At 64.8% G+C, this 18,506-nt stretch carries 14 protein-coding genes; 7 read left to right on the top strand and 7 right to left on the bottom strand.

Going from position 1 to position 18,506, the window contains the following annotated elements:
* The first annotated feature begins 3 nt into the window (after positions 1–3).
* Genes H7J73_RS05305 through H7J73_RS05295 form a run of 3 tightly spaced genes read left to right on the top strand, consistent with a single transcriptional unit; the run spans position 4 to position 2,862 of the window.
* The gene (locus H7J73_RS05305) at positions 4–927 is read left to right on the top strand and encodes a sugar phosphate isomerase/epimerase family protein (protein WP_264066199.1); all 924 of its coding nucleotides are present in this window, start codon (positions 4–6) and stop codon (positions 925–927) included.
* Positions 928–937: 10 nt separating this feature from the next.
* On the top strand, positions 938–1,981 hold the full coding sequence (locus H7J73_RS05300; protein WP_264066198.1) for a Gfo/Idh/MocA family protein: 1,044 nt from the start codon (positions 938–940) through the stop codon (positions 1,979–1,981).
* A 2-nt stretch (positions 1,982–1,983) separates the two neighbouring features.
* Positions 1,984–2,862, top strand: a complete 879-nt coding sequence (locus H7J73_RS05295) for a sugar phosphate isomerase/epimerase family protein (protein WP_264066197.1) — start codon at positions 1,984–1,986, stop codon at positions 2,860–2,862.
* A gap of 9 nt (positions 2,863–2,871) precedes the next feature.
* Here the strand turns inward: H7J73_RS05295 and H7J73_RS05290 are convergent, their stop codons facing one another.
* From H7J73_RS05290 to H7J73_RS05280, 3 genes are read right to left on the bottom strand one after another with little or no spacing between them, the layout of a single operon-like run.
* On the bottom strand, positions 2,872–3,483 hold the full coding sequence (locus H7J73_RS05290; protein ID WP_264066196.1) for a TetR/AcrR family transcriptional regulator: 612 nt from the start codon (positions 3,481–3,483) through the stop codon (positions 2,872–2,874).
* A complete protein-coding gene (locus H7J73_RS05285; RefSeq protein ID WP_264066195.1) occupies positions 3,480–4,553 on the bottom strand; it encodes an NAD(P)H-dependent amine dehydrogenase family protein in 1,074 nt (357 codons plus the stop codon). Before H7J73_RS05285 ends, H7J73_RS05290 begins: the two co-directional genes overlap by 4 nt.
* Positions 4,554–4,573: 20 nt before the next feature.
* Positions 4,574–5,434 carry an SDR family NAD(P)-dependent oxidoreductase gene (locus H7J73_RS05280; protein ID WP_264066194.1) on the bottom strand — a complete coding sequence of 287 codons (861 nt, stop codon included), beginning with the start codon at positions 5,432–5,434 and terminating at the stop codon, positions 4,574–4,576.
* A gap of 463 nt (positions 5,435–5,897) precedes the next feature.
* On the opposite strand from H7J73_RS05280, the gene H7J73_RS05275 reads away from it, so the two are divergent.
* Positions 5,898–7,532, top strand: a complete 1,635-nt coding sequence (locus H7J73_RS05275; protein WP_264066193.1) for a fatty acyl-AMP ligase — start codon at positions 5,898–5,900, stop codon at positions 7,530–7,532.
* Between the two features lie 594 nt (positions 7,533–8,126).
* Here the strand turns inward: H7J73_RS05275 and H7J73_RS05270 are convergent.
* The 3 genes from H7J73_RS05270 to H7J73_RS05260 all read right to left on the bottom strand — a co-directional run bounded on the left by H7J73_RS05270 (position 8,127) and on the right by H7J73_RS05260 (position 12,592).
* Positions 8,127–9,263: an SPFH domain-containing protein gene (locus tag H7J73_RS05270; protein WP_264066192.1), complete on the bottom strand. Its 1,137-nt coding sequence runs from the start codon at positions 9,261–9,263 to the stop codon at positions 8,127–8,129.
* Between the two features lie 25 nt (positions 9,264–9,288).
* Positions 9,289–9,510: an NfeD C-terminal domain-containing protein gene (locus H7J73_RS05265; RefSeq protein WP_264066191.1), complete on the bottom strand. Its 222-nt coding sequence runs from the start codon at positions 9,508–9,510 to the stop codon at positions 9,289–9,291.
* Between the two features lie 907 nt (positions 9,511–10,417).
* The gene (locus H7J73_RS05260) at positions 10,418–12,592 is read right to left on the bottom strand and encodes a glutamine synthetase III family protein (RefSeq protein WP_264066190.1); all 2,175 of its coding nucleotides are present in this window, start codon (positions 12,590–12,592) and stop codon (positions 10,418–10,420) included.
* Positions 12,593–12,754: 162 nt separating this feature from the next.
* Between H7J73_RS05260 and H7J73_RS05255 the strand changes: the two genes are divergently transcribed.
* The 3 genes from H7J73_RS05255 to fdhD all read left to right on the top strand — a co-directional run bounded on the left by H7J73_RS05255 (position 12,755) and on the right by fdhD (position 17,071).
* Positions 12,755–13,852 (top strand): Vgb family protein, encoded by a 1,098-nt coding sequence (locus tag H7J73_RS05255; RefSeq protein ID WP_264066189.1) that lies wholly within the window; start codon positions 12,755–12,757, stop codon positions 13,850–13,852.
* Between the two features lie 70 nt (positions 13,853–13,922).
* The gene (locus H7J73_RS05250; protein ID WP_264066188.1) at positions 13,923–16,250 is read left to right on the top strand and encodes an FdhF/YdeP family oxidoreductase; all 2,328 of its coding nucleotides are present in this window, start codon (positions 13,923–13,925) and stop codon (positions 16,248–16,250) included.
* Positions 16,238–17,071 carry a formate dehydrogenase accessory sulfurtransferase FdhD gene (gene fdhD, locus H7J73_RS05245; RefSeq protein WP_264066186.1) on the top strand — a complete coding sequence of 278 codons (834 nt, stop codon included), beginning with the start codon at positions 16,238–16,240 and terminating at the stop codon, positions 17,069–17,071. Before H7J73_RS05250 ends, fdhD begins: the two co-directional genes overlap by 13 nt.
* A gap of 97 nt (positions 17,072–17,168) precedes the next feature.
* On the opposite strand, the gene clpX is transcribed toward fdhD, so the two are convergent.
* Positions 17,169–18,449, bottom strand: a complete 1,281-nt coding sequence (gene clpX / locus H7J73_RS05240; RefSeq protein WP_264066185.1) for an ATP-dependent Clp protease ATP-binding subunit ClpX — start codon at positions 18,447–18,449, stop codon at positions 17,169–17,171.
* Between the last annotated feature and the right edge of the window lie 57 nt (positions 18,450–18,506).

Raw genomic sequence — 18,506 nt, 5'->3', positions numbered from 1 at the left:
ATAGTGAGCACCATTCTGGTGGGTTCAGCGCCCGACTCCTGGGGCGTGTGGTTTCCCGACGATCCGAATCAGACCCCCTACACCCGGTTCCTCGACGAGGTCGCGGCTGCCGGCTACGAGTGGATCGAGCTGGGCCCGTACGGTTATCTGCCGACCGATCCCGCCCAGCTCTCCGACGAGTTGGCCGCGCGGGGATTGAAGCTCTCGGCCGGCACGGTGTTCGAGCATCTGCACCAGTCCGAAGTCCGAGGCGACGACTCGTGGAACGCGGTGTGGAAGCAGATCGAGGACGTGGCAAAGCTGACCGCGGCCGTCGGCGGCAAGCATGTCGTGGTCATCCCCGAAATGTGGCGCGACCCATCCACCGGTGCTGTGCTCGAAGACCGCAACCTGACTGCCGCACAGTGGAAGCAGAAGACCGCCGGGATGACCGAGCTCGGTAAGGCGATGTTCGAAAAGTACGGCGTGCGTGCGCAATACCATCCACACGCCGACTCCCACGTCGACACCGAGGAGAACGTCTACCGCTTTCTCGACGGCACCGACAGCCAGTTCGTCAACCTGTGTCTGGACACCGGCCACATCAGCTACTGCGGCGGGGATAACATCGCGATCATCGAAAAAGCGCCGGAGCGTATCGGCTATCTGCACCTCAAACAGGTCGATGAAGCGGTACGGGCCAAGGTTGCCGCCGAGGATCTGCCGTTCGGCGAGGCCGTCAAACTCGGTGCGATGACCGAGCCGCCGCGCGGAATTCCCGATATGCCACCGCTGCTGGCCGCAGTCGAGAAGCTCGGTATCGACGTTTTCGCGATCGTCGAGCAGGACATGTACCCCTGCGACGTCGACGCTCCCCTGCCGATCGCCCAGCGCACCCGCCAATACCTCGGGTCCTGCGGCGTCTCGTCCGTCCGATTCAATCAGTAAGGATCCCAACATGTCTGACCTGCGCATCGCAGTCCTCGGCGTCGGCGTGATGGGCGCCGATCATGTGGCCCGTATCCAGAACACGATCTCCGGCGCCCGGGTGGCCGTCGTCAACGACTACCTCACCGACAAAGCCGAAGCGCTCGCCGCCACCATTCCCGGCTGCCGCGCCATCGCCGATCCGCTCGACGCGATCGCCGACCCGGACGTCGACGCCGTGGTCCTCGCCACCCCCGGGCCTACGCACGAGAAGCAACTGCTGGCCTGCCTCGAACACACCAAACCGGTGATGTGCGAAAAGCCGCTCACCACTGATGTCGAAACGTCCCTCGAGGTGGTGAGGCGGGAGGCCGAGTTGTCCACCCGCCTGATCCAGGTCGGTTTCATGCGCCGATTCGACCACGAGTACGCCGCACTGAAGGCCTTGCTCGACAATGACGAACTGGGCACTCCGTTGGTGCTGCACTGCGCGCACCGCAACCCCGCCGTGCCGCCGCACTTCGACTCGGCGATGATCGTCAAGGACTCCCTGGTCCACGAGGTCGACGTGGCCCGGTTCCTGTTCGGCGAGGAGATCACCTCCATCCAGATCATCAAACCCGCCGCGAATCCCGCTGCGCCGCAGGGTCTCGCCGACCCACAGATCGCCATCATGCGCACCGCCACCGGCAAACACGTGGATGTCGAGTTGTTCGTCACCACCGGCGTCGCCTACGAGGTCCGCACCGAGGTCGTCGCCGAAAAGGGCAGCGCGATGATCGGCCTCGACGTCGGCCTGATCCGCAAGGGTGCGACCGGTTCCTGGGGCGGCCAGATCACCCCGGGCTTCCGCGAGCGCTTCGGCCAGGCGTACGACACCGAGTTCCAGCGCTGGGTCAACGCCGTGCACCGCGGTCGATCGGCTGGGCGTTCGACAGGTGACTTCACCGACGGCCCCACGGCATGGGATGGCTACGCGGCTGCGGCCGTGTGCGCTGCCGGAGTCGAGTCGTTGGACAGCGGCAACCCGGTCGAGGTCACGATGGTCGACCGCCGAACAATTCCGAGGGCTTGACCATGAAGATCGCCCTCGATCCGACGCCGTTTCACCACGACCACGAGCTGCTCGAATTCCCCGGCCTGGTGGCCGATCTCGGTTACGAGTACCTGCAGCTGACGCCGCACCGCGATTTCATTCCGTTCTTCAACCACCCGCGGGCCGATGACGATCTGGTGGCGAAGTTCCGCACAGCATGTGCGGCTGCCGGCGTCGGGATTGCGTCGGTGCTGCCGGTGCTGCGCTGGTCGGGTCCCGACGAGGACGCCCGCGAAGCTGCCGTACGAAATTGGAGGCGCGTCATCCAGATCACCGTCGACCTCGGCGTGAACGTCATCAACACCGAGTTCTCCGGCCGGCCGGAGAAGGCCGAGGAGTCCGAACGCGCCTTCTTCCGTTCGATGGAGGAACTGGTTCCGATCTTCGAGCGCGAGGGAATCGACGTGCGGATCGATCCGCACCCAGACGATTTCGTCGAGGACGGGATGGAGGCGGTACGCGTCATCCGCGGTGTCAACTCCCCCAATGTCGGCATGGTCTACGTCGCCTGCCACACCTTCCACATGGGGGGTGACATGACCTCGATCATGCGTGCTGCAGGCGACAAACTGCGACTGGTGCACGTCGCCGACACCATGGACCACCACCGCAGCCACGGATTGCGCTACATCACCAACCCGCCGGGCAATCCGGTCCGGGTGCACCAGCACCTCAAGATCGGCGACGGCGACGTCGACTGGGATGAATTCTTCGGCGGTCTCGCCGAGATCGGCTTCTATGACCGCCCCGACACGGTGATGGTCTCGTCGGTGTTCGCCGAGGATGAGAATGCCGACGAAGTGTCGCGCTATCAACTCGCCACAATGAGCGACTACGTCAACAAGTACAAGAAAGGCTGAGGCAACGCCCTAACGGCGATCGAAAATGCTCTCGGCTGAGAGGTACAGCGTCAGGACATCGATGAGGGTCTGCCGCTGCCGGCTCGAGTCATAAGGCACGGCCGACATCATCTGCGGGAGCATCAGACCGCGCAGGCACGCCCAGATCAAATCGGCGATATCGGTGCCGTCGCGCTCGGGGACCAGCCGGGCTCCGAGCGCATTGAGTCCATCGTTCATCTCCACCAGGTGGCAATTGAGTTCGTTGTTGCGCGATACCCGCGTCGCCACCAGGATCTCGACCGCAGCCATCGACGTGGACTCACTGAATGCCGGCCACGCGGCTTCTACGACAGCCGAGACACGCTCTCGCAGTGGGCCATTCGGAATATCGATATCGGCGAGTCGGTGCTGGAGCCCGGCAAAGCCCTGGTCCACCACTGCCATCAGAAGCTGGTCCCGGTCCCCGAAGTGATACTGGATGGCGCCCCACGACACGTTGGCGCGTTCGGTGATGTGCTTGGCACTCGCCGCGCCGAAACCTTCTTCGAGGATGCACGCCACGGTCTCGGCGATGATCACGGCCCGCGTTTCGTCGCCACGCTGTTGACGGGTCTCCCCTCGCCGGGTCGGCGCCGTCATCGCATCAGACCATGCACCTGGTCGATCGGCAGGTCCCTCAAGGCCACCAACCCGGGCCGGGCGGCACATACCGCGGCGACGGCGTTGACCACCTTTGCCGCAGTGGCGATCACGCCGCCGTCATTCTGATCGAGATCCCCTGAACCCACATGCGCGTTGATCTCGACTCCTGGCCGGCCAGTCACGACGACCCGGTGCACGCCACCGCGACCGTCGGGTGGGTAGGGCCAGTCGGGTGCCGCAGCTTGGGTGAGTCGGTTGACGTGTTCCATGACGATGACGGGTTCGCCGTCTTTGATCCCCTCGACAGCGAACCGGACGGCAGCCACCTGTCCCGGTTCGACCCGCATCATCGTGCACTCGATCACCGTCGGCGTGACCCAGGTTTCGTGACGTTCCCGCAGCTCGTCGAGTTCGACTCCCAGGCATTCCGCGAGATGTGCGACGGGCCCTCCCCAGATCGAGCGGAGGACACCCGGAAGGAACATCACGGGCGGGTCCTGTTCGGGGGTGAGGCCGAAACCGAAGCTGACGCCGGTGAACTCGGCGTCGTCATAGCTGCCGTAGTCGAAGACCTCCTGAACCAGCACCGACGTTGCGGACTGACACAGGCTCAACGCCGCAAACGGCAGCATGTCGCCGGAGAAGCCGGGGTCGATACCATTGACATACATCGTCGATCCGCCTTCGAGGCAGGCCGCCTCGAGTGGATCGCGCAGCCACTTGTCGGCCGCATCGGGGTTCACCAGCCAGACCATCGATGACGCAACGACATTGGTGCCCGCGCGCAGGAACGCGGTGATCTCGTCGAGCGCACCCGGACCTCGGGTCTCCCCCTGCGACGTGTAGACCACACAGTCGGCGCCGAGGTCCAGCAGTGCCTTCAGATCGTCGGTGGCGGTGATCCCGGTGGGCTCGCTCATGCCGCACAGTTCGGCGGCGTCGCGGCCCACCTTCGCCGGGCTGCTGGCATGAACCCCGACCAGTTCCAGGTCAGGGTGTTCGATGATGTGGCGCAGCGAATGCTGGCCGACGTTTCCGGTGGAGAACTGAATCACTCTGTACGTCAAGGGAACTCCGTTGTCATGTTTCACATCAGGTCGGTGATGGTCTTCAGTCCGGCTTCGTAGAGGACGCCGGGCAGCATGCCGCCATCGATCTCGATGGTGGTGCCGTTGATGTAGTCGGCCTGGCCGCTACACAGATACACGCACGTCCGTCCCACCTCGTCGGCGCCGCCCGCCCGCTTGAGCGGCACCTTCCGGAAGTACGTGCTGCCGTCCTTGTCGTCTGCGGGCAACACGAAACTCTGGAAGTTATCCGTCATCGTCGGACCGAGCGCAAGGCAGTTCACCCGTATCGCCGGGCCCCACTCCTGGGCCAGCGATCGGGTCAGGTGATTCAATCCGGACTTCGCGGCGCCATAGGAGACCAACGTGGGAGACCCGGCCGGATGGCCCGCTCCGCTGGAAATGTTGATGATCGACCCACCACCGCCGCGACGCATCTCCGGGCAGACCCGGATGGCAAACCAGAGCGGACTGATCAGGTTCATCTGGATGGCGAACGAGTGGAACAGCACGCTGCGCTCGAAATCGTCGGTGCTGCGCCGCGTGCCCTGAATCCGTTGCACGAGTTCGGGTACGGCTTCGACGCTGGGGCTAGGAACTGTTCCGCCGGCATTGTTGACCAGGATGTCGATCCGGCCGTACGTCTCGACGACCTGGCTGACGAATCTGTCGATGGCGTGGTAATCGCCCTGATCGCAGACCAACTGGGCGGAGCGTTCCCGTCCGCCGGCCACCCTGGCGGCCGCCGGCAGTTCATCCATCGGGGACCGGGCACAGCCGATCACAGTGGCGCCCGCGCGTAACAATTCCTCGGCGATACCGTCGCCGACACCGCGACTGGTGCCGGTGACGATAGCGATCTTGCCGTCCAACGAGCCCATGCTCAGTGTCCTATCGTTCGTCCGCACGAATAATAGAACGCACAATTATTATCCATACCGAGTATGGAGAGATTGGTGGCGGAGCGAGCCGTTCGAGCGAGAGAGCCCTATGAAAAAATCGTCCGATCTATGATTTGAGGATCAGCCGGGCAAAACATCTCTCGGCGGACCGGAACATAATTTGTGACGAGATGGCACTCATTCGCAGAGTCGACCAATATCGCGCTGACCTGCGCGGGAGCGGGAAGACACGGGGTGATAACGAATCGCCCAGAAGATCAAGTAGCCAATTTCCCGTGACGTGGCCTTAAGATCCCCTCAGTGAATTCTTACGGCGCGATTTCTCGACCGTCGAAGACGTCCACTCCAGACAACGGGGGGCGTCTGCTCACCCGTCCTGTCACTATCAGCGCCGACGCCCCTGGACCCAGGCTCATGCGCTTCGCTATCGCGAGAGGCAGTCATGAGCAGGTTTACCGAAGTCATGTACCAAAACGCGCGTACCAGCAAAAACGGATTCGTCACGGGCGAGCCGTCAGCTCCTCTGCGCCAAACCTGGAGTGATGTACACCAGCGCGCCCGGCGCGTCGCGGGCGCACTGGCAGCGGCCGGGGTAGGGCCCGGTGACGCTGTCGGCGTCCTGGCCGGCGCGCCTGTGGAGATTGCACCGGTAGCCCAGGGTCTGTGGATGCGCGGCGCCAGCCTCACCATGCTGCACCAGCCAACACCCCGCACCGACTTGGTGCAGTGGGCCGAAGATACGGCCAATGTGATCGACATGATCCAGGCTCGGGCGGTCATCGTCTCCGAACCCTTCATGGTGGCCGCGCCGGTGCTCGCCGAGCGCGGAGTCGCCGTGCTGACCGCGCCCGAACTGCTGACCGGCGACCCAATCGACCCGGTGGAGACCGGCGAGGACGATCTGGCACTGATGCAGTTGACCTCGGGGTCCACCGGCTCCCCCAAAGCCGTCCAAATCACGCACAGCAACCTGGTCTCCAACGCCGAGGCGATGTTCGTCGGCGCCGGGTTCGATATGGACACCGACGTCATCGTGAGCTGGCTTCCCCTGTTCCACGATATGGGGATGACCGGTTATCTGACGGTACCGATGTACTTCGGGGCCGAGCTGGTGAAGATTACCCCGATGGACTTTCTGCGCGATATTCTGTTGTGGGCCAAGCTTATTGACAAATACAAGGGCACCATGACGGCCGCCCCCAACTTCGCGTACGCGCTGCTGGCGAAGCGACTGCGTAAGCAGGCCAAGCCCCGCGAGTTCGATCTGTCCAGCCTCCGTTTCGCGCTGTCCGGCGCAGAGCCCGTCGATCCCGGCGATGTCGAGGAACTGTGCGCAGCCGGCGCCCCGTTCGGGCTGAAGCCCGAAGCGATCCTGCCGGCCTACGGCATGGCCGAAACGACAGTTGCGGTGTCCTTCTCAGAGTTGTCCGCGGGGCTGATCGTCGACGAGGTCGACGCCGATATGCTCTGCGCGCTGCACCGCGCGGTGCCCGCCGCCAAGGGGAACACGCTTCGATTGGCCACCCTGGGGCCACTGCTGGCAGATCTGGAGGCGCGCGTCGTCGACGACGCCGGAACCATCCTGCCTGCCCGCGGAGTCGGCGTGATCGAACTGCGCGGCAAACCGCTCAGCCGTGGCTATCTCACGATGGGCGGATACGTCGCCACCCAGGATCGACAGGGCTGGTTCAACACCGGCGACCTGGGCTACCTGACCGAGCAGGGCCATGTGGTGGTCTGCGGCCGTGTCAAAGACGTCATCATCATGGGCGGCCGCAACGTCTTTCCCACCGACGTGGAGCGCGCGGCGGGGCGCGTAACCGGTGTCCGCCCCGGCTGCGCGGTCGCTGTGCGGTTGGACGCCGGACATTCGCGCGAGTCCTTCGCTGTCGCCGTCGAATCGAATGCATTCGAAGATGCCGGCGAGGTGCGCCGGATCAAACACGAGGTCGCCCACGAGGTGGTCGCCGAGGTAGATATGCGGCCGCGCAACGTCGTGGTCCTCGGTCCCGGAACGATCCCCAAAACTCCGTCGGGCAAGCTACGCCGGGCGCACTCGGTGGCGCTGGTCAGCTGAGCAGGTCTTGTCGCCAGCAGAGGTGAAAGTCCCCGAAATCGGGACTCGCGAGGGACCTTTGCTGGGGGCAGCCCCCGGTGGGGAACTGCTCGGCAAGACATAACCGGCGACCCTCTGGGGACGGGAACGTGACGGGATTTTTTAAGTTCGCCCTGGGCGTGGGCGCGCCGACGCTGACATCGTCCTCGACCCGCACCAGATCACTGTCACAGCAACCTATGTCGACCCCGTCCGTCCATCGCCATGCGCCACCTATTCGTCGCCGGCACGGCAGCCGTCAGCGAAGGTGAGTTGCAACTCGACCTGTATCCCGGCCAACCGTTGCGCGGCCAACCGCGGTGATCACGATCGGCTCCGAAGACTGCCTCTGGGATGCCTGACATGTGGCGTGGTTGGTCAGGAGGGCGGGGTGGCGTCGCCAGGAAGCGACTCACCGTGTTCTGCGGTGGATCCGGTGCGACGGAGCCCGGATACCTCACCGGTCCACTCCCACTCGGTCGCGGACGGCCTTCCGGCGGCTCTTGCACACCAGGGACAGTGCGCGCCACCTGATCCGCTGGCTTTGGCGAACCCGCAACCCGTCATGCCCGCGGATCAGTTCGCGGCGGGCCCGGTTAGCTCCGCCGGCTGTTGCTCGGTGAGGTCGTCGGCACGATGTCCGTCCAGACCGCCGCGCAACGAGTCGAAGATCGCCAGACCCTGCCCGACGAGCCCCGTCGCTACCTCACTGAGTCCGCTGGCGCCGTTGAGGACGGTCAGATTCGCGCCCGCCAAGCCCTGCGCGGCCTGCTTGACGATCTCGGGCAGCTGATCGATCAGCATCCGGTCCAGTGCCACCCGGTCATGTGACGCTGCGGCCTCGGCCTGGATCTTCATCTTCTCCGCGTCGGCGACGGCGAGAATCCGCACCCGTTCTGCCTCGGCCTCGGCGGGTCTTACCACCTCGGCGACCAGTTCCTGCTGCCGCAGTTCGGCCGCACGTTGCGCCAACTCGGTGCGCATCTCGAGAACCTCGCGCTGAGCCTGCGCTTGCGCCAGGGGGCCGGCCTGAGCTGCCTGGGCCTGAGCCCTGTCGACCTCGGCCTTGTACTGAGCCTGCACGATCGCGGTGTGGCGGGCGAATTCGGCCTGGTTGCGCTGGGATTCCTGCTCCGCCTCCGCGGCGGCCTGGTCCGCCTTGGCCTGAGCGATCTGCGCCTGCTGCTGAATGGCCGCGTTGTGTGGCGCCGACATCGCCAGGATGTAGCCGAGGTCGCCGTCGTCGATCGACTGGATCTGCAGTGCGTCGACCGTCAGTCCGATCTTGGCCATCTCTTCCTTCGAACCGTCGAGGATCTCCGTCGCCAGCTTCTGGCGCTCTCGGATGATCTGCTCCACAGTCATCGAACCGATGATCGAGCGCAGATGGCCCGAAAAAATCCGGCCCGTGAGCACCGACATCTGGTTCTGGTCGGACAAGAATCGCTGCGCCGCCGAGACGATGCTCTGTTCGTCGTTGCCGACCTTGAAGGCGATCACGGCGCGGACGTTCAACGTAATCCCCTGCTGGGTAACACATTTCTCTGCCACCTCGGACTCGCACATCGCCAGGGTGAGAAAGCGGACCTTACGGAAGAACGGCATGATGTAGGCGCCGTGCCCGGTGACCACCCGGAAAGGCGCATCACCGCGACCGCGGGCGCCGGAGATCAGCATCGCCGCATCTGGTGCCGGAACTCTATAACCAAGCATTTGATTCCTCGCTTCGTATCGACAATTAGATGGCGAAATCCGTGGTGAGCCAGGGCTCGACGTCGACCGTGCGCGCACCGCGGGTACCGATCACCAGCACTTCGGTGCCTTTTGGCAAGGGATCCGTCGACCACGCCAAATACGCCTCGCGCGACCCGCGGACTGTCAGCAGAGCCTCTCCCGGTCCTGCGGTACCGCGGGTCGCCACAACGATCACGCCGACGGAGCCGTAGACGGGGTCAGCCATTGCCTGCGTCCAGTCCGGGAGACGGCCGCCAATGGACGGCGTCGATCGCCACCCGTCCGGCACTACCGTCGATAGCGCACACTATGCGCACTCCCTGCGTTCGGCGGCTGTGGTCCCGCCGAACTCCATCGTAGCCACGATCATCGACGGGCCGGACACCATTTCGGACGACCGAGAGAGCGGTCAAGCTCGATTGACGGCGGAGCCGGCGTGACCCTTCTGGACCGGCTCCAGCTACCGGACCGGCGCGCCAAAACGCCACCACAGCGCTTACCGGGGCGCTCACCGGGGCGCTCAGCACCGGTCCGGCTTCTAGTCCTCTGCGAGCACTCGATGAACAGCGGGCCGACTCACCAGTTGCGGGTATCCGCTTCGCCAGTGCAGCTTGTGAGGCGTCGAGCGACGTAAGTCGACTGGCGAATATGCCAGTGCCACAGGGAGACTGCCCCTCAAGCAGTACATCGACCTCTGGTCACCCGACCAAGTGCGGGCACCGGCAAGAAGGGCGACCAGACGATGGACTCGATGACGTTCGCCGATGTGCTACTAGACCGCTTGCGGCCCTAGCGCTTTCAGCCAAGGGCCACAACAATGATCGACAAACCCTTGGACCCGAACATGATTCGCGCACGGCCCGGCCATGCTCGCCCGACTGTCCGCGCCGCCGTCACCGACCGGACTGGTTCGCTCGATGTGAAAGCCGCCGTTTCCCTTCCCCGCCTGCAGCAGACCGCGACTTGGGGAGGCTGCCGGGTTGCGGGTGTCGGACTTCGTGCGCCGCGAGGGCCATGCCCGGCGACAGGCCCAGATGGTCAGCGGCGCCGGCGAGGGCCCCGATGCGGAACGAGGCACTCACTGCGGCCCGGGCGCGGCCCCAGGTGCAGTAAGTGCCTCGTCACCAGCGTCTTTAGAGGATGTAGAGCATCTCCTGGTAGGTCGGCAGCGGCCACAGGTCGTCAGCCACCAGGCCTTCGAGCGTGTCGGCGGCAGCCCGCACGGCGTCCATCAGCGGCAGCAGGCTCTGCGCATGCTTGGCCTCGGCCTCGGCACTGTCACCACCATGTGCACCCAACGCCGTCTTGAGCGCCGCCAGAGCACTGGTCAGCTCCGAGATCGGAGCTGAGACCGTCGTCAGCAAGGTGGTGTCCGCTTCGACGCCGGCAGCCTTGAGAGCCGCGACGTTCGAGGCCAGCTCGGTCTGGTAGCGGATGGCCGCGGGCAGAATCACGGTGGAGCCCACCTCCAGCGTCAGCTTGGCCTCGACGTTGACGGTCAGCACGTAGGTCTCGTACCGGACTTCTTCGCGGCTGTGCAGCTCGCGCGCGTTGAACACACCGTACTTCTCGAATACCTCGATAGCTTCCGGCTTGACCAGCTCAGGAATGGCATCGATGGTGGTCTTGAGGTTCGGCAGGCCGCGGGCGGCCGCCTCGGTCTGCCAGTTCTCCGAGTAGCCGTCACCGTTGAACACCACGGCGCCGTGCTCGGTGATGATCTCGGTCAGCAGCTTCTGAACCGCAGAGTCGAATTTCTCACCCTCACCGACAGCCTTCTCCAGAACCGTGGCCATGTAGTCCAGCGAGTCGGCCATGATCGTATTGAGGATGATCATCGGCACGTTGATGGTCTGCCCCGAACCCGGCGCCCGGAACTCGAAGCGGTTGCCGGTGAAGGCGAACGGACTGGTGCGGTTACGGTCGCCGGGATCCGTCGGCAGGATCGGCAACGTGTCGACGCCGATGATCATGCTGCCCTTGCCCTTGGACGAGGTGGCCGCGCCCTTGGCGATCTGCTCGAAGACATCCGCGAGCTGGTCGCCGAGGAAAATCGAGATGATGGCGGGCGGGGCCTCGTTGGCTCCGAGGCGGTGATCGTTGGTAGCCGAAGCCACCGACACCCGCAGCAGGCCGGCGAACTTGTGCACCGCGCGAATGACCGCGGCACAGAACACCAGGAACTGAGCGTTCTCGTGCGGGGTATCACCCGGGACCAGCAGGCTGCCGAATTCCGAGTTGCCCAGCGAGAAGTTGACATGCTTACCGGAACCGTTGACGCCCGCGAACGGCTTCTCGTGGAACAGGCATTCCATGCCGTGCTTCTTGGCGATCGTCTTGAAAGTCGTCATCAGCAGCTGCTGGTGGTCGGCGGCGATGTTGGCCCGCTCGAACATCGGCGCGATCTCGAACTGACCTGGCGCGACCTCGTTGTGGCGGGTCTTGGCGGGGATCCCAAGCTTGAACAGCTCACGCTCGGTGTCCATCATGAACGCCAGGACCCGGTCCGGGATGGCACCGAAGTAGTGGTCGTCGAACTCCTGGCCCTTGGGCGGCTTCGCGCCGAACAGGGTGCGGCCGGAGTTGATCAGGTCGGGACGGGCCAGGAAGAAGTGCCTGTCGACCAGGAAGTACTCCTGCTCGGGACCGCAGAACGACACGATGTGGTCGAAGTCCTTGTGCCCGAACAACTTCAGGATGCGTTCGGCCTGCGCGCCCATCGCCTGTTGGCTGCGCAGCAGCGGCGTCTTGTAGTCCAGCGCCTCGCCGGTCATCGAGACGAAGACCGTCGGGATGCACAGCGTGTTGCCGTTCGGGTTCTCCAGGATGTACGCCGGACTGGTGACGTCCCAGCCGGTGTAGCCCCGCGCCTCGAAGGTGCTGCGCAGGCCGCCTGACGGGAAGCTGGAGGCGTCGGGCTCTCCCTGGACCAGGGTCTTGCCGGCGAACTCGGCCAGCGATTGGCCATCGGAGACCGGCTCAAGGAAGCTGTCGTGCTTCTCGGCGGTCAATCCGGTCATGGGGTAAAAGACGTGCGCGTAGTGCGTGGCACCCTTTTCCAGCGCCCAGTCCTTCATGGCGGAAGCGACCGCGTCGGCGACCGAAGGGTCGAGCTTCGCGCCGTGTTCGATGGTCGCGATGACGGATTTGTAGACACCCTTTGGCAGGCGCTTCTGCATCACCGACTTGCTGAAGACATTCGCGCCGAAAATCTCGCCCGGCGCCTCACCCGGGTCGAAGCTGGCTGTCGGGGGTACGTATGCCTCTACATCGTTGATCGCCTGCAGACGGACTGCATTTCCGCTCAATTGAGTTCCTATTCGTGCAATGCGCCCCCCGTGGATCGCGGGCGCTGACCGGCCAACACTAGGAACACCGGGTTCCGGTTCTGTTACGTGCGCGTCAACGTGAGAATGCGGAGTTCGCTGTCTTGAGGCGTCAACCGCCCTGGCAACGGGTATCGAGGGAAGATGAGCACGCGCCGATTCGCCACCGTAACAATCGCGGCACTCCTGCTCGCGGGCTGCGGTCCCACTCCGGCGCCCTCCGCGCCACCCTCCGAACCGGCCTCCGAAGCGACTCCGACCACGACGGGACTGCTGCCCGCCGGCGTCCCCACCGTGGGTTCGCGCCCGCCGGCCGATGCCCTGCCGCCGCCGGCCGAACCCGGTCAGGCCCCCGCGCCCGCGGGCCCGGTTCCCGGGCGGATCGTCGCGGCGGGTGACGCACCGGAAGGCGTGGCCGTCGATGCCGTCACCAGAGTCGTCGCCGTCGCGACCCGGAACCCGAACGCGCTGGTGCGGCTCAACGCCGACACCGGCGAAGTCATCGGCCGCACTCCGCTGCCGGGCTTCGTCAGACACCTTCAACTCGCCAAACCCGGCGGCCCGGTACTGGTGCCGGTCGAAAGCGCGAATGCGCTCGTCAGGGTCGACCTGCCCGACGGGAAGGCCGAACCGCAGATCATCACCGGCACGGTCCCCCACGATGCGTCCGAAGCACCGAACGGCACCGTCTTCGTCGCCAATGAGCATGGCGGAACGGTCACCGCCCTGCGTGGCGACCAGATCGAGAAAGTCTTCACCGACAGCGTCCAGCCCGCCGGGCTGGCGGCGGTGGGGAATTCGATGGGCCTGCTCGACGTCCGCAGAAACAACCTCACCGTGTACGACACCGACTCGCTGACCATCGTCGGATCGACCCCGGCCGGCGCCGGCCCCACGCATCTGGTGGCCGACAAACACGGCCGCCTGATCGCCGCGGACACCCGCGGTAATGCGGTGCTGGTGTTCACCCCGCGACCGCAGCCCGAACAAGTCGCGAGCGTGCCCCAAGCCGGTGAACCGTACGGGATCGCCTACGACCCGGTTCGCGACCGGCTATGGGTGGCCTCGTCAGGAACCAACGAGGTGGTCGGATACGACATGAGTCAGCCGAAGCCGCGCGAGATCACCCGGTTGGCGACGGTGCAGAACCCGTACACCCTGGGCGTGGATTCGACGACCGGGCGGTTGTTCGTCGCCGGTGTCACGGCCGGGGTGGTCCAGATCATCGATCCACCGGCGTAGAGACAAGCAAATCGGCTAGTGCATCCCGCCCCTTGGCCATCGATCCTTTCCTGCGGCCTACCCTGGACACATGGCAAACCGTCGACATCCCGAACGCGATAACACCGCGACAGTCGATGAGCAGGCAGTGATCGTCACTCACCGCGAAGGTGAGGCGGCCGGGGTCAAAGCGGTCATGGTCTCGCTGCAACGCGGACTGGACCAGATGGGTCCCACCCGTACCGCTCTGGCACTGTCCAAGCTCAATCAGCGGCACGGTTTCGACTGCCCCGGGTGCGCGTGGCCAGAGGAACACGGTGGTCGCAAGCTGGCCGAGTTCTGCGAGAACGGAGCGAAAGCTGTCGCCGAAGAGGCGACCAAGCGCGTCGTCACCCCCGATTTCTTTGCCAGACATTCCGTCGACGAACTCGCGGTCAAACCCGAGTACTGGCTGTCCCAACAGGGCCGGCTGACACATCCGGTGGTGCTGTGGCCCGGCGAGGCTCACTACCGCCCGATCGACTGGGACGATGCATACCGACTCATCGCCGCCGAACTGAACGGGCTCGCCAGTCCCGACGAAGCGTGCTTCTACACCTCGGGCCGTACCAGCAACGAGGCCGCTTTTCTCTATCAGCTGCTGGTACGCAGCTTTGGCACCAACAACCTGCCCGACTGCTCGAACATGTGCCACGAATCCTCGGGCACGGCGCTCGTCGAATCCATCGGCATCGGCAAGGGCTCTGTCACCGTCGACGATGTCGCGCACGCCGACTGCATCCTGATCGCCGGGCAGAACCCCGGCACCAACCATCCCCGGATGCTGTCAATCCTGGAGAAGGCCAAGGCCAACGGCGCCAACATCATCGCCGTCAACCCACTGCCCGAGGCCGGGTTGATGAGGTTCAAGGACCCGCAGAAGGTCCGTGGCGTGGTCAGCGACGGTGTCGCCATCGCCGACGAATTCGTGCAGATCCGCATCGGCGGCGACATGGCGCTGTTCGCCGGTCTGGGCCGGCTGCTGCTGGAGGCCGAGGACCGCGCACCGGGAACCGTCCTGGACCGCGACTTCATCGAGCGGCACTGCGCCGGCTGGGATGAATACGAAAAGCAAACCCGCGCAGTTGATCTGGACACCGTTGCCGAGGCCACCGGCATCGGCGACGAGCAGCTGCGGCGGGTGGCCGACATGCTCGCCGCTTCGCAGCGGACAGTGATCTGCTGGGCGATGGGCCTGACCCAACAGCGCCATGCGGTCGCCACCATCGGTGAGGCCACCAATCTGCTGCTGATGCGCGGCATGATCGGCAAGCCCGGCGCGGGGGTGTGCCCGGTGCGCGGGCACTCCAACGTGCAGGGCGACCGCACGATGGGCATCTGGGAAAAGATGCCCGAGGCCTTCCTCGCGGCACTGGACTCGCGATTCGGTATCAGCAGTCCACGCAAGCACGGCTACGACACCGTCGACGCCATTCGCGCCATGCGCGACGGCCGCGCGAAGGTCTTCATCGGGATGGGCGGCAATTTCGTCTCCGCCACCCCGGACACCTCGGTGACCGAGGCGGCGTTGCGCAGCTGCGCGCTGACGGTGCAGATCTCGACGAAGCTGAACCGAAGTCACCTCGTGCACGGCACCACCGCCTTGATTCTGCCCACCCTGGGACGCACCGACCGCGACATCCGCAATGGCCACAAACAGCTTGTCTCGGTGGAGGATTCGATGTCGATGGTGCACCTGTCGCGCGGCAGCCTGCACCCGCCGAGCGACCAATTGCGCAGCGAGGTGGCCATCGTCTGCCAACTGGCCCGGACTCTGCTCGGACCGGCCCACCCGGTGCCGTGGGAACAGTTCGCCGTCGACTACGACAGCATCCGCGACGCGATCGCCGACGTGGTCCCCGACTGCACCGACTACAACACCAAGGTGCGGGCACCCGACGGTTTCCAGCTACCACACCCGCCCCGGGATTCGCGCGAATTCCACACCAGCACAGGCAAAGCCAACTTCGCGGTGAATCCGCTGGAATGGGTGGAGGTTCCGGAGGGTCGGTTGATCCTGCAGACCCTGCGCAGCCACGACCAGTACAACACCACCATCTACGGTCTGGACGACCGTTACCGCGGGGTCAAGGGTGGACGTCGGGTCGTGTTCGTCAACCCCACCGATCTCGCAGCGCTCGGACTGCGCGAAGGCCAGCGCGTCGACCTCATTTCCGAATTCACCGGTGCCGACGGTCATCTCGAGGAGCGACGGGCCAAGGACTTCATGCTGGTGCCCTATGCGACACCGCCCGGGAATGCGGCCGCCTACTACCCCGAGACCAATCCCCTGGTCCCCCTCGACCACACTGCGGTGAAATCCAACACTCCGGTGTCGAAGGCCGTCGTGATCCGACTGGAACCCGCATGGGCAGAGTGACCGCACGGCGGCGGGCATCCCACCTGACCGCGACAGCGGACGGCACCTCGGCTGTCGACCGGCCGGAAACCCTCGTCGTCGAAGAACCGCTGGAGATTCGCGTCAACGGTGCGGCGATCACCGTCACGATGCGCACTCCTGGCTCCGATGTCGAGCTTGCCCAAGGGTTTTTGCTCACCGAAGGAGTCATCGGTACCCGGGACGATGTCCTCACGGTGCGGTACTGCCGGGGCGCCGACGACGGGGTCAACAGTTACAACGTCCTGGACGTCACACTGGCTCCGGGCGTAGCGATGCCCGACGTTGATATCCGGCGCAATTTCTACACGACGTCGTCGTGCGGTATCTGCGGGAAAGCATCCCTGGAGGCGGTCGCGACGATTACCCGTTACGGCCCCGGCGACGACCCCACGATGGTGGCAGCGGAAGCGCTGACGGCGATGCCGCAACAGCTGAGGACCGCCCAGAAGGTATTCGCCGCCACCGGCGGGTTACATGCCGCAGCGCTGTTCAGTGCGGACGGCTCTTTGCTGGTGGTCCGAGAGGATATCGGCAGGCATAACGCGGTCGACAAGGTGATCGGCTGGGCGTTGGAACAGAGCCGGATTCCGTTGGGCGGCACGGTACTTCTGGTCAGCGGTCGGGCGTCATTCGAGCTGACGCAGAAAGCGGTGATGGCCGGCATTCCGGTGCTGGCCGCGGTGTCGGCACCCTCATCGCTGTCGGTCGACCTGGCGACCCAGTCCGGGCTGACGCTGGTGGCGTTCCTGCGTGGCGACTCGATGAACGTCTACAGCAGGCCCGACCGGATCAAGCGCTAGCAGAGCTTGTCCCCCGTACGTGCGAACATCTTGAGAAAGGCCTCAGGGCTGCGATTCGGTGTGAATCGCAGCCCTGAGGCCTATTCCGATGTCGTGGTTAGGCGCTCTTATCGCGCCGCTCGCTGCGGGTCGGCTTGCGCGGAACGATGGTCGGCAGCACGTTGTCCTGCACCGTCTCCTTCGTCACGACAACCTTGGCGACGTCATCGCGACTGGGGATGTCGTACATCACCGGCAGCAGGACTTCTTCCATGATGGCGCGCAGGCCGCGGGCGCCGGTGCCGCGGTGGATCGCCTGGTCGGCGATGGCATCCAAAGCGTCGCCGGTGAACTCCAGCTCCACGCCGTCCATCTCGAAGAGTCGGCTGTACTGCTTGACCAACGCGTTCTTCGGTTCGGACAGGATGGTGACCAACGATTCCTTGTCCAGGTTCGTCACCGAGGCCACGACCGGCAGGCGGCCGATGAACTCGGGAATCAAACCGAACTTGATCAGGTCCTCGGGCATGACCTCGGCGAAATGGTCCTGCGTGTCGATCTCGGCCTTGGAACGCACCTCGGCGCCGAAGCCAAGGCCGCGCTTGCCGACGCGGTCCGAGACGATCTTCTCCAAGCCGGCGAACGCACCTGCAACGATGAACAGCACGTTGGTGGTGTCGATCTGGATGAACTCCTGATGCGGGTGCTTACGACCACCCTGCGGAGGCACCGAAGCCTGCGTACCTTCCAAGATCTTCAGCAGCGCCTGCTGCACTCCCTCACCGGAGACGTCGCGCGTGATCGAAGGGTTCTCGCTCTTGCGGGCGATCTTGTCGACCTCGTCGATGTAGATGATGCCGGTCTCGGCGCGCTTGACGTCGTAGTCGGCCGCCTGGATCAGCTTCAGCAGGATGTTCTCGACGTCCTCGCCGACGTAGCCGGCTTCGGTCAGTGCCGTCGCATCCGCTATCGCAAACGGGACATTGAGCATCTTGGCCAGCGTCTGGGCGAGGTAGGTCTTACCGCAGCCGGTGGGGCCGAGCATCAAGATGTTGGACTTCGCGAGTTCGACAGGCTCAGCGCGCGAATCACGCGACTTCTCCTGCGCCTGAATGCGCTTGTAATGGTTGTAGACAGCCACCGCCAGCGTGCGCTTGGCGGTATCCTGCCCGATCACATAACCCTCGAGGAACTCGCGGATCTCCGCGGGTTTGGGCAGCTCGTCGAGCTTGACGTCGTCAGCGTCTGCCAGTTCCTCTTCGATGATCTCGTTGCAGAGGTCGATGCACTCGTCGCAGATGTACACGCCAGGGCCCGCAATGAGCTTCTTGACCTGCTTTTGACTCTTTCCGCAGAACGAGCACTTCAGCAAGTCACCGCCGTCTCCGATGCGCGCCATGGTGCGTAGGTTCTTCTTCCTGTCCGCCGGCAAAGTTCACCGGAGTGTCGGGTTCTG

The organism is Mycolicibacterium komossense (assembly GCF_025822605.1).
Taxonomy (GTDB): Bacteria; Actinomycetota; Actinomycetes; order Mycobacteriales; family Mycobacteriaceae; genus Mycobacterium; species Mycobacterium komossense.
Note: the sequence above shows the minus strand (reverse complement) of the source record. Positions and strands in the feature narration are given on the sequence as shown.